The sequence below is a fragment of the Arthrobacter sp. Cr_A7 genome (assembly GCF_029222765.1).
GTDB lineage: Bacteria > Actinomycetota > Actinomycetes > Actinomycetales > Micrococcaceae > Arthrobacter.
Genome location: NZ_JARHXQ010000215.1, coordinates 21,326 through 33,285 on the forward strand (window position 1 = coordinate 21,326; position 11,960 = coordinate 33,285).

Annotated in this window: 11 protein-coding genes; 2 read left to right on the top strand and 9 right to left on the bottom strand. The window is 65.5% G+C overall.

Annotation, left to right across the window (positions count from 1 at the left end; all coding sequences use genetic code 11):
* The first annotated feature begins 120 nt into the window (after positions 1-120).
* Positions 121-756: a DUF2461 domain-containing protein gene (locus tag P2Q66_RS12745; RefSeq protein ID WP_275728556.1), complete on the top strand. Its 636-nt coding sequence runs from the start codon at positions 121-123 to the stop codon at positions 754-756.
* Between the two features lie 37 nt (positions 757-793).
* On the opposite strand, the gene P2Q66_RS12750 is transcribed toward P2Q66_RS12745, so the two are convergent.
* The 9 genes from P2Q66_RS12750 to P2Q66_RS12790 form a co-directional block, all read right to left on the bottom strand.
* Positions 794-1,396 (bottom strand): TetR/AcrR family transcriptional regulator, encoded by a 603-nt coding sequence (locus P2Q66_RS12750; protein WP_275728558.1) that lies wholly within the window; start codon positions 1,394-1,396, stop codon positions 794-796.
* 39 nt (positions 1,397-1,435) lie between these two features.
* A complete protein-coding gene (locus P2Q66_RS12755; protein WP_275728559.1) occupies positions 1,436-1,792 on the bottom strand; it encodes a nuclear transport factor 2 family protein in 357 nt (118 codons plus the stop codon).
* A gap of 180 nt (positions 1,793-1,972) precedes the next feature.
* Positions 1,973-3,538 (bottom strand): amino acid permease, encoded by a 1,566-nt coding sequence (locus P2Q66_RS12760; protein ID WP_115526326.1) that lies wholly within the window; start codon positions 3,536-3,538, stop codon positions 1,973-1,975.
* A 175-nt stretch (positions 3,539-3,713) separates the two neighbouring features.
* Complete coding sequence (locus P2Q66_RS12765; protein WP_079596559.1) at positions 3,714-4,121, bottom strand: DUF779 domain-containing protein; 408 nt, start codon at positions 4,119-4,121, stop codon at positions 3,714-3,716.
* A complete protein-coding gene (gene adhP / locus P2Q66_RS12770; RefSeq protein WP_181884892.1) occupies positions 4,121-5,143 on the bottom strand; it encodes an alcohol dehydrogenase AdhP in 1,023 nt (340 codons plus the stop codon). Before adhP ends, P2Q66_RS12765 begins: the two co-directional genes overlap by 1 nt.
* Positions 5,144-5,186: 43 nt before the next feature.
* The gene (locus P2Q66_RS12775; protein ID WP_079596722.1) at positions 5,187-6,713 is read right to left on the bottom strand and encodes an aldehyde dehydrogenase family protein; all 1,527 of its coding nucleotides are present in this window, start codon (positions 6,711-6,713) and stop codon (positions 5,187-5,189) included.
* Positions 6,714-6,875: 162 nt separating this feature from the next.
* Positions 6,876-8,216: a helix-turn-helix domain-containing protein gene (locus P2Q66_RS12780; RefSeq protein WP_275728563.1), complete on the bottom strand. Its 1,341-nt coding sequence runs from the start codon at positions 8,214-8,216 to the stop codon at positions 6,876-6,878.
* Between the two features lie 105 nt (positions 8,217-8,321).
* Positions 8,322-9,752, bottom strand: a complete 1,431-nt coding sequence (locus P2Q66_RS12785) for an FAD-dependent oxidoreductase (RefSeq protein ID WP_275728572.1) — start codon at positions 9,750-9,752, stop codon at positions 8,322-8,324.
* 82 nt (positions 9,753-9,834) lie between these two features.
* Positions 9,835-10,833, bottom strand: coding sequence for a DNA topoisomerase IB (locus P2Q66_RS12790; RefSeq protein ID WP_275728565.1), 999 nt, complete (start codon positions 10,831-10,833; stop codon positions 9,835-9,837).
* Between the two features lie 104 nt (positions 10,834-10,937).
* On the opposite strand from P2Q66_RS12790, the gene rarD reads away from it, so the two are divergent.
* The coding region (gene rarD, locus P2Q66_RS12795; protein ID WP_275728567.1) for an EamA family transporter RarD at positions 10,938-11,960 on the top strand (1,023 nt) is incomplete at its 3' end.

Genomic DNA, 11,960 nt, shown 5'->3' on the forward strand with positions numbered 1-11,960 from the left:
CGCCCGGGTTTGCACCTGAAACCACCCCGCCACGGCTGCCGTGGCGGGGTGGTTTTTTGCGCTTTCCACATAGCCGACTACGCCGTAGCCGCGGCCAAGCGCGCTCCCTAGGATCGCTGTATGACAACTTTCCAGGGCATACCCTCCGGTGCTTTCGGGTTCTATGCCGAGCTGCAGGACAACAACAACCGGGAGTGGTGGCTGGAGCATAAGGACAGCTACCAGTCGCTGGTCCGGGATCCGCTCGCGTCGCTCCTCGAAGAGCTCGAACCCCGGTTCGGGCCAGGAAAAATCTTCCGCCCCAACAGGGATATCCGCTTTTCACTCGACAAGTCCCCTTACAAGACCGCACAGGGCGCGTTTGCCTCAAGCCAGGAGGGCGTGGGGTACTACCTTCAGATCAGCGCGGAGGGCCTGCTGGTGGGCGGAGGCTACCACTCCCATTCGCCGGCACAGCTGGCAAGGTACCGGAACTCGGTTGACGCCTCGGGCACCGGGGAGTCGCTGCGGCATATTGTGGAGGCCGTGACTGCCGCCGGGTTTGCCGTGGAGGGCGAGAAGCTCAAGACCGTGCCGCGCGGCTACGCCAGCGACCATCCGCGGGCCGAACTCCTCAAACACAAATCGCTGGCGGCAAGCGTTGATCTGGGCCAGCCCGAATGGCTGGAGAGCCCCGCCGCTGTCCCGGAAATCGCCAGGCTTTGGGAGGAGCTGCGCCCGCTGGTGGACTGGGTCACCCGGCACGCAGCCCCATGATACTGCCGGCAGCAGGCCGGACCGGGCTGCCTGGTATTCAGGCGTCCTGGACGGCGGCCAGGCGGGTTTCGAGGTTGTTGAAGAACACGGTCAGCATCAGTTCGAAGGCTTTGGTGGCCGCCTCCGGTTCATTCATGACCACGAAGTCGAACTGCAGCCCGTAGAAGGTGGAGGTGAAAAGCCGTGCGTCGGTATCCGCATGTGCTTCCGGGATCCCCTGGACCATCAGCCAGTCGCGGGTCTTGTGGTGAAGCATCCGGAAATGCTCCTGGGACGTTCCGCGCGGCTCGGCGGCGACAATGTCCTGGGCAGTGGCCTCGAATTCCAGCCGCGTCAGGTGCCGGTTCCGCTGAGCCATGGTCCACTGCCAGGAATCCAGCAGGAACTCCCGCCAGGCGGCGCGGTCGATGTCGCGGACATCGGTGTTTCGCATGCGGTCCAGCCGGGATTCGATCGAGACCACAATGTCATTGATCAGCTGGTCGCGGCTGCCGAAGTGGTACACCAGCACGTAGGCGCTCATGCCCAGCCCCTCCGCAAGGCTGCGGAACGTCAGCTCCGCCAGCGTCTTATCCATCAGGTAATCCAGGATGGCGCCCAACAGCTCGGCTTTTCGTTCGGGTCGTGTGGGTCGTGCCATGAATCCATCCTAGGGATAACCCAGCGGTGGATTGCGCCCCTACACCGGCTGCAGCTCCACATTGTAGGAGCATATCCGGGTGATCAGTCCGTCGGAGAAGTCGTAGATATCGCAGGACGCCACTGTACTGAGGCTGCCGTCCTGGGCGAGGTACCGGGCAATGCTGTCGATAACCACGCATTCGGCGGCAACAACTGCCCGGAGCCGGTCGAACGTGGTATCAACGTCCGTAAGTTCTTCGCCAAGGGCAGTGCATGCTTCCGTAACGGCCTTCTTGCCGGTCAGATCCTCACCTCCCACCACTTCCCATACGACGTCGTCGAGGAGGTACGGGAAGGCCACCTCAAATCTGTGGCTCGAAAACGCGCGGGCTATCTCTTCAATGGACAACTGCATGCTGCCTGCCTTCCCTGTGACCAGCCCCCGCGGCCGGGAGGCCTCTGGTTCATTAGAACTCCAAAAGCGGATCGCCGGCCATAATATGCAGTACCAGGAACAACGAAACCGCCCGCCGGTCCGGGAACCAGCGGGCGGCTTCGACGCCAGGCAACAACGTCTGCGGCCGGAACGCGACGGTCAGGCGCGGGTGAACTCGTCCTCGTCGTCGCGCTCGGAGGCGGCAGCGGTTGAACCGCCCGCAGCAGGGCCGTTGACCGCGGTGCTGGCAGCGCTGAAGCGCTCGTTCAGGCGCGAGTGGCGCTGGCCGTAAGCGAAGTAGATCGCCAGGCCGATGATCAGCCAGATGGCAAAGAAGATCCAGGTCTCCACGGCCAGGTTGGTCATCAGGTAGAGGCACAGCAGGGCGGACACAACCGGCAGGACCTTGCCGAACGGGACGCGGAAGGCGGGCTTCAGGTCCGGGCGCTTCTTGCGCAGCACCAGAATGCCCAGGCTGACCACAACGAAGGCGGACAGCGTGCCGATGTTGATCATTTCCTCGAGCAGGTCCACGTTGGTCAGGCCTGCCACGAGAGCTACCGCGGCGCCGCAGATGATCTGGAGGCGGACCGGCGTCGAACGCTTCTCGCTGGTCTTGGACAGTGCCCGGGGCAGGAGGCCGTCGCGGCTCATGGCCAGGACCACGCGGGACAGGCCCATCAGCAGGACCATGATCACGGTGGTCAGGCCCACCAGGGAGCCGAACGCGATAATCTTCGCGGCGGACGTGTCGCCGACGGCTTCGAAGGCCGTGGTGAGTGTCGGGTTCTCGGCCTCGGCCAGCTGGGTGTAGGACACCATGCCGGTGAGGGCCAGCGAAACCAGGATGTACAGCAGGGTGACCAGGGCGAGGCCGCCGAAGATGCCGCGCGGAAGGGTCTTCTGCGGGTTCTTCACTTCCTCCGCGGAGGTGGCGACCACGTCGAAGCCGATGAAGGCGAAGAACACCAGCGCGGCACCTGCGAAGATGCCCAGGGTGCCGTACTGGGCGGGGGCCGCGCCGGTGAGGAAGCCGAAGAAGGACTGCTTCAGGACGTCAGCGGCGCCGGTGCCGCCGGTGGGCTCGGCTGCGGGGATGAACGGCGCGTAGTTTTCGAACTTGACGTAGGTGAAGCCCACCACGATCACAAAGAGGACAACGCCGATCTTGATCAGGGTGAAGATGTTGCCTACCCGGGCGGACAGTTTGGTGCCGAGCACCAGCAGCACGGTGAAGACGGCAACAATCAGGAACGCGCCCCAGTAGAGGTCAACGCCGCCCAGCGAGACGGCCGGCGGAATGTCCGCGCCCATCAGCGCGAAGACCTTGCTGAGGTAGATGCCCCAGTACTTGGCGATGACGGCCGCGGCGGTGAAGAGCTCCAGGATCAAGTTCCAGCCGATGATCCAGGCAAGGAGCTCACCCATGGTGGCGTAGGTGAAGACGTAGGCGGAGCCGGCCACCGGGATGGCGGTGGCGAACTCGGCGTAGCACATGATGGCCAGGGCGCAGGTGATGGCGGCGATGGCAAAGGACAGGGTCACGGCCGGGCCGGAGAAGTTGGCGGCAGCCTTGGCACCCACGGAAAAGATGCCGGCGCCGACAGCAACGGCGACGCCCATGATCATGAGGTCCCAGGTGCTGAGGGAGCGCTTGAGCTTGCGTCCGGGTTCATCGGCGTCAGCAATCGACTGCTCGATGGATTTGGTCCGGAGAAGGTTCATTGGGGATCACAATCCTGATTTGTGAAGGAAACGGACCTATCCACGATAGTGTCCATCCACTGGACGGCCCCAATTGTTCCGAATGGTGAGACAGCACTTCTGCCAAACTTTATTCTGCATCAAGCGCTTGAGGCCCTCCGAATGGAGGGCCCCAAGGGCTACTTATCCGAACGGGTTAGGCCGGCCAATCCATCAGGGTGGACCGGATCAGGAAGCGCTTGCCCTCCGGCGCTTCCACCGAAAAGCCGCTCCCCCGCCCGGGAACCACATCAACGGTCAGGTGGGTGTGGCTCCAATAGTTGAACTGCTCCCGGGACATCCAGAACTCCAGCGGTTGCGGTTCCGGCCCATCCGAGAGATCGAACAACCCCAGGAGGACGTCCGAATCACCGGTCAGGAAGTCCCCCACCGGATAGCACATGGGCGAGGATCCGTCGCAGCAGCCGCCGGACTGGTGGAACATCAGCGGCCCGTGCCGGACCCACAGCGAGCGCAGCAACTCCACGGCCGGCGGCGTGAGCGCCACCCGGGAAAAGTCCTCCCCGGGCAGCGTCACTGCAGCATCGAGGCTGTCCAGGGCCATCAGAACCTCAGGACCACGCGGCCGTCGATCTTGGCGTGCTTCATCTCGTCGAACACGGCGTTGACCTCCGAAAGCTCCCGCACGGATACCGTCGGGTGGATTTTCCCCTGGGCGTAGAAGTCCAGCGCCTCCTCCAGGTCCTGGCGCGTGCCCACGATCGAGCCGCGGACGGTCAGGCCCTTGAGCACAATCTCGAAGATCGGCGCCGGAAAGTCGCCCGGCGGCAGCCCATTGAACACAATCGTCCCGCCACGGCGGGCCATGCCGATCGCCTGTCCAAAAGCTGACGGGTGCACTGCGGTGACCAAGACTCCATGGCAACCTCCGGTTTCACGCTGGATCACTTCCACAGGGTCTTCGTGCAGGGCGTTGACGGTCAGTTCCGCACCGTGCGCCTTGGCCAGGGCGAGCTTGTCGTCGGCAATGTCCACGGCCGCGACCCTCAGCCCCATGGCCACGGCGTACTGCACGGCGATGTGCCCCAGCCCGCCGATACCCGAGATGGTGACCCACTGGCCCGGCTTGGCTTCGGTCATCTTCAGGCCCTTGTAGACGGTGACGCCGGCACAGAGCACCGGCGCCACCTCGACGGGGTCGGATCCCGCCGGAATGCGGGCGGCAAAGCGGGTATCGACGAGCATGTACTCGCCGAAGGACCCGTCCACGCTGTAGCCGCCGTTTTTCTGGACCTCGCACAGGGTTTCCCAGCCGGTGCGGCAGTACTGGCAGTCACCGCAGGCGGACCAGAGCCAGGCGTTGCCCACCAGGTCGCCCACCGCGAGGTCGGTGACGCCCTCGCCCAGTGCCACCACTTCGCCCACGCCCTCGTGGCCGGGAACGAAGGGCGGTGTGGGTTTGACCGGCCAGTCGCCCTCGGCGGCGTGGAGGTCGGTGTGGCAAACGCCGGTGGTGAACACCTTGACCAGGGCTTCCCCCGGGCCGGGGGTTGGGATGGGGAGGTCCTGGACCTGGAGCTCCGTGCCGAACCTGTTTACTACTGCTGCTTGCATTGTCGTCGTCATTGGCGAAAATCCTTGCGTCGTTGTAGCGATGGTGTGCGAAGGCTTAGAAGAAGCCCAGCTTGTTTTCGTTGTAGCTGACCAGGAGGTTCTTGGTCTGCTGGTAGTGGTCCAGCATCATCGAGTGGTTTTCCCGTCCGATGCCTGAGGACTTGTAGCCGCCGAACGCGGCACCCGCCGGGTAGGCGTGGTAGTTGTTGACCCAGACGCGGCCTGCCTGGATTTCGCGCCCGGCACGGTACGCAATGTTGCCGTTGCGGGACCAGACGCCGGCGCCCAGGCCGTACAGGGTGTCATTGGCGATGCCCATGGCGTCGTTGTAGTCGCTGAACTTTGTCACCGACACCACCGGGCCGAAGATCTCCTCCTGGAAGATCCGCATCTTGTTGTGCCCCTCGAAAACGGTGGGCTGGACGTAGTAGCCGCCGGCCAGGTCGCCGGGCAGCTCTGCCCGTCCGCCGCCGATGAGGACCTTGGCGCCCTCCTGCTTTCCGATGTCGATGTAGGACAGGATCTTCTCGAGCTGGTCGTTGGAGGCCTGGGCGCCCACTTGGGTTTCCGTGTCCAGCGGGTTTCCCTGGACCATTTTCGCTACGCGGGCCACGGCGTCGGCCATGAAGGAGTCGTAGATGTCTTCCTGCACGAGGGCGCGGGACGGGCAGGTGCAGACCTCGCCCTGGTTGAAGGCGAACAGCGCGAAGCCCTCCTGTGCTTTGTCGTAGAACGCGTCAGAGGTGTCTGCTGCGACATCGTTGAAGAAGATGTTGGGGCTCTTGCCGCCCAGTTCCAGGGTGACGGGGATGAGGTTCTGGCTGGCGTACTGGCTGATCAGGCGGCCGGTGGTGGTCTCGCCGGTAAAGGCGATCTTCCGGATGCGGGGGCTGGACGCCAGGGGCTTGCCGGCCTCGACGCCGAACCCGTTGACAATGTTGAGTACGCCGGCCGGGAGGAGGTCGCCGATGAGCTCGATGAGCACCAGGATGGACGTCGGCGTCTGCTCGGCCGGCTTGAGGACCACGGCGTTGCCGGCGGCGAGCGCCGGTGCGAGCTTCCAGACGGCCATCAGGATGGGGAAGTTCCAGGGGATGATCTGGCCCACGACGCCGAGCGGCTCGTGGAAGTGGTAGGCGGTGGTGTCGTCGTCGAGCTGGGAGAGCCGGCCTTCCTGGGCGCGGACGGCGGAGGCGAAGTAGCGGAAGTGGTCCGCGGCGAGCGGGAGGTCCGCGTTGAGGGTTTCCCGGACAGGTTTGCCGTTGTCCCAGGTTTCGGCGACGGCGAGCATCTCCAGGTTCTCGTCGATGCGGTCGGCGATCTTGTTCAGGATGGCGGCACGTTCAGCGACGGACGTCTTGCCCCAGGACGGCGCCGCCTTGTGGGCTGCGTCAAGGGCCAGGTCGATGTCCTCTGCCGTGCCGCGGGCCACCTCGCAGAAGGCCTTGCCCGTGACGGGGGTGATGTTTTCGAAGTACTGGCCCTTCACGGGGGCCACCCACTCGCCGCCGATCCAGTTCTCGTAGCGGTCCTTGAAGGTGACCTTCGAGCCCTCGGTTCCGGGCTGTGCGTAAACAGTCATTGCTAGCTCCTTTGCTGTGCAGTCCCAGGCTTTCGCCGTTGGAGCAAGCGTAGGAGCGGACAGGTTGCAGCGAGGTTGCAACGTTGCCCAGTTGGTTGAGCACAGGGGCCACGCCCGCCGGGTTCCCTGGCCGAGCTTGCGAGGTTAGGGAGCGGGTGGGGATTAGGCGTGGAGCTCGGCTTCCAGCCGTTCCAGGTCAGCGACGACGGCGGCCCGCTTGGGTGAGCGCGCAGGAAGGAGGCGGAGGGCGGCACGGCGGACCCCGACGTCGTCCCTTGCCTCGGGCAGCTCGGCGTACCTGAGGAGCGACTCGGCGCTGCCGTCGGTCAGGACTGCCTCGCGCAGCAACGACGAGACCCTGTCCCGCAGCTCCACGATGCCGGGCGCCTCGGACCGCGGCAGGACGGCGCCTCGGTAGATTTCCAGGGCGATGCGGTGCGCGCCGCGCTGCAGGCAGCTCAGCACCTGTCCGCTGTCCGGCACCACATCCACGGGCAGGCGGTAGGGCCGCGATCCCGGGACGGCATCCGGATTGAGCTGCTGGAGGACTTTGCGCAGGCGCACCATCTCCGCCCGGAGCGTGATGGCGGAGCCTTCCCCGGGATACAGCAGGACGGTCAGCTCTTCGGCACTGAGCCCGTCGGGGTGGGTGCTGAGCAGCGCAAGGATTTCGCTGTGCCGGGCGGACAGTGCAACGGTTTTGCCTTCCAGGCTGAGCAGGGCCTGGTCGCGGCCCAGCAGCTGCAGGCTGTTCCGGTAAAGGCTGCCTTCCTTGGCGCCCGCGCCAGCTGCGCGGGCAGCGGAAGACGCGGCCCGCCGTCGTACCGGCCTGCCAGCGAGCCCTGCGGCCAGCTGGAGGCGCTCGACACGCAGCTGCGCCTGGGCTGCCGCCACGGTTGCCTCCACGAGGGACAGGGTGTGGGGGGCCACCGCCGTGGCGGTGCCCGTGATGTCCACGACGCCGAGGACCGCACCGGAATCGGGGTCGTGGAAGGGTACGGCGGTGCAGCTCCACGCATGCACGGCGCGTTGGTAGTGCTCGGCACCGGCGATCTGGATGCCGCGGCCCAGGGCAAGGGCCGTTCCCGGAGCACTGGTGCCCACCGTGGCCTCGGACCAGTCGGCGCCGGGGACGAACATCATTCCCTCGGCCCGGCGCTGCAATGCGGGGTCGCCCTCCACCCAGAGCAAACGGCCCACTTCGTCGCCGACTGCCACCAACAGTCCGCTGTCGTGGCTGGGCTGGACCAGGAGTTTGTTGATCACGGGCATGATGGCGGCCAGGGGGTGCTGGCTGCGGTAGTCCTCCAGCTCATCCCGGTCCAGCGCCAGCGGTGCGGCAGGGTTGTCCGGATTCGCCTTGAAGCTGACTGAACGCTGCCAGGACTCGCGGATCAGGTTGCGCAGGCCGCTGGGGGCATCCGGAAGGGCGCCGCCGTCGAGCTGTTCGTGGGCGGCCAGGGCGCTGGTATGCAGCGGTTCCGGCTGGATCAGGTTCCTCATTGAACTCCTGTGCTGCCTGTAGGCACGGCATCACCATGCCGGCCAAGGGGTGGCCGCCATTCTAACCCTGCACCCGCCCGCAGCGCCCGTGTCCATGAAAAACCCTTAGCCGCGGGAGATCCGGATCATGTCCTCGCGGGGAACCACCTTGATCCGTTCCCGGACAACGTGGTCCAGGCCCTCGGGCCCGGTCCAGGCGGCACCGAGGCCTGCCTCATAGGCGTCGAGCCGGTTCCACCCTTCCCAGGTGGTGTATTCAATGCCGCGCTCTTCCAGCAGGTCGATGATGGCCTGCGGATCCGGGTTTTGGGCCGGGGGCAGCGTGAGCCGGTCTTCGAGGAGGAAGCCGATGGTTTCCAGCGCGTCGCCCTTGGTGTGGCCGATCAAGCCGACAGGTCCACGCTTGATCCAGCCGGTGGCATAGATGCCCGGAACCGGGTTGCCCTCGGCGTCCAGGACCCGGCCGCCCTCGTTGGGGATGACCCCGCGCTTGGCGTCGTACTCCAGTTCATCCAGGGCCGAGCCGTGGTAGCCGATGGCACGGTACACGGCCTGGACCGGGTATTCGATGTACTCCCCGGTGCCTTTGGCGTTGCCGGTGCCGTCAAGCTGCATGCGCTCAAACTTGATGCCGCCCACCTTGCCCGCGCCGTCGTCGAGCACTTCCACGGGGCTGTGCAGGAAGTGCAGGTGCAGGCGCCGGGATGACGGGTTTTCGGATTCTGCGTGCTCCTCCACCAGCCAGTTGGTCAGGGTGTTCACCATGGTCTTGATCTGGTTGTTGGTGCGGATGGCTTCATCCGAGGCGTCGTCGAACTCGAAATCCTCCGGATACAGCACGATGTCCACATCATTCATGTGGCTGAGCTCCCGCAGCTCCAGCGGCGTGAACTTCACCTGGGCCGGGCCGCGGCGGCCAAACACATGCACGTCCGTGACGGGCGAGGACTTCAGGCCCTGGTAGACGTTGTCCGGGATCTCGGTGCTGAGCAGTTCCTCCGGGTGCTTCACCAGCATGCGGGCCACGTCCAGGGCCACGTTGCCGTTGCCGATCACCGCGATCTCCCTGGCCTCCAGCGGCCAATCGCGGGCAACGTCGGGGTGCCCGTCGTACCAGGACACAAAGTCGGCGCCGCCAAAGGAACCCGCCAGCTCAATACCGGGAATGGCCAGGTCCGCATCCTTGACCGCACCCGTGGAGAAAATCACGGCATCGTAAAAGGACCGGAAATCGTGCAGGGTGAGGTCCCGGCCGTACGTCACATTGCCCAGGAACCGGATATCGCCGCGGTCCAGGACCTTGTGCAGGGCGTTGACGATGCCCTTGATGCGGGGGTGGTCCGGGGCTACGCCGTAGCGGATCAGGCCGTAGGGTGCGGGGTATGCCTCGAACAGATCAATGCTGACCTCGAAGTCGCCGTCCTTCACGCCGCGGGACTTGGTGAGGATATCCGCAGCGTAGACCCCCGCCGGTCCTGCGCCCACAATGGCGACGCGGAGCGGGCGGTTGGAAGCTGTTTCGCTGGGGTTGGACACCGGGAGCCCTTCTGAACTGACCATTTTCATGATGCATCGGGATGCGCCGAGTCGGGTAGCGCACAATCCCTTATTCTAGGCCTCAGCCGCTCTTGGCCAGCGGCACCACGTTGCCTTCGCGGTAGAGCAGCGCACGAAGCTCCGCCTCCGCCGATTGAAGACGCTTGGGGTCGATGGTTTCGCCGGCGTGGTAGTGGTCCAGCACGCGGGGGTCCACATAGCTTTTCCGGGCGATGGAGGGTGTGTTTCCCAGGGTATCGGCGGCATCGTGCATGGCCCGGCTGATGGCCCTCTTCCGTTTGGCGGCAGTCCTCTGGGGACCGGTCCGGGCCAGGCTTTCGGCAGCCGCGATGGTGCCGCGCAGGGTGCGGAAGTCCTTCGCCGTGAAGTCGGAGCCGGTCCGTTCCTTCACGTAGGCGTTGATGTCGGCGCTGGTGACCGGGCGCCATCGTCCGCCCTCCTTGTACGCAAGGAGCCTGGCGTTGGGGCCGCGCCGTTTGAGCAGGCGCAGCAGGGCAGCCAGGTCGGGGTCGCGGATCTCCGATTCCCAGTCCTTTCCGCTCTTGGCCGGGAACCTCAGGTGGATGCGGTCTTTTCGGACCTGGACGTGGGCGCACAGCAGGGTGGCCAGTCCGCGGCTGCCGTTCTCGTTGGTATAGCGCTCGGAGCCTACCCGCAGGGACCCGCTGTCCAGCATCCGGAACGCCCCGGCAAGGACGCGCTCCCGGGTGAACCCTTCACTGCGCAGGTCCATCGTCACCCGGCGACGGGCGGAAGGCAGGGACTCGGCAAGCTGCAGGGAACGGTCAAACTTGAGCCGGTCCTTCCGCTCCCGCCATTCGGGGTGGTAGATGTACTGGCGCCGGCCCACCGCATCCACCCCCGTCGCCTGGATGTGCCCGTTCTCGAACGGGGCGATCCACACGTCCGTCCAGGCCGGCGGAATACCAATACTCTCCAGCCGGTCCCTGACGGGCCCCGGGGGCAGGGTGGAGCCATCGAGGTCCCGGTAGCTGAAGCCCTTGCCGGCGGGCACCCTGCGGTATCCGCGGCCTGAGGCGTTGCTGCGCCGGAGCCTCATGGGGCGGCTTTCGGCAGGTCGGCAAACATCATAAAAGCAAGCCTACTGACTATTTGGCGTTTCCGGCGGTGCCAGCTTGGAATACCTGTCCCGGTGCTGGTGTTATGGGTTTCGTGCCCACCCCTGAAGGATCCTCCCCCGCCAGTCCGCCAACCGCAGCCATGACAGGCACCGCTTCTGCCAAAGGCGCCCACGGAGGCGGAGCAGCAGGTGCCGCGAAGCCCGGCGCCCCCAAGGCAGTGGACAAAGAGACGACGGCGGGCATCCTCTTCGGCATCGGGGCTTACGGACTGTGGGGGCTGCTCCCCCTGTACTTCTTTGTCCTCATGCCGGCAGGCGCCATCGAAATCGTGGCAAACCGCGTGGTGTGGTCCCTGCTCTTCTGCGCACTGCTGATCACTGTCACCCGGGGCTGGCCGGCCCTGGTTGCGGCGGTCCGGAACCGTTCGGTGTTCGGCCCCCTGGCCCTGGCCGCGTTCCTGATCGCCATCAACTGGCTGACGTACACCTACGGCGTGACCACCAACCAAACGGTGGAAGCCTCGCTGGGTTACTTCATCAACCCGCTGGTTTCCGTCCTCCTTGGCGTCTTCGTCCTCAAGGAAAAGCTGCGTCCGCTCCAGTGGGCCGCCGTCGGGATCGGCTTTGTGGCGGTGGGTGTCCTCACCTACTCCTACGGCAAGCTGCCGTGGATCGCGCTGACCCTGGCCTTCAGTTTTGGCCTCTACGGCTTCGTCAAGAAACGTGTCGGTCCCAGGGTGGATGCAGTCACAAGCCTCAGCGTGGAGACCATGGTGCTGGCACCCTTCGCGGCGGCCACCATGGTTTTCCTTGCCGTCACGGGTTCCGCCACGCTCACCACCCAGGGTGCAGGGCACTTCTGGCTGCTGTTGGCCTCCGGGGTCATCACGGCCGTCCCGCTGGTCTTCTTCGGCGCTTCGGCCCGCCGGCTGCCCATGACCACCATCGGGCTCCTGCAGTACTTCGCGCCCGTGCTGCAGTTCATTGTTGCGCTGCTGGTGTTCCGGGAAGCCATGACCGTGGACCGGTGGATCGGATTCGGTGTGGTGTGGCTGGCGCTCATCGTCCTCACTGTGGACATGCTGCGGACCGCGCGCAAAAACTCG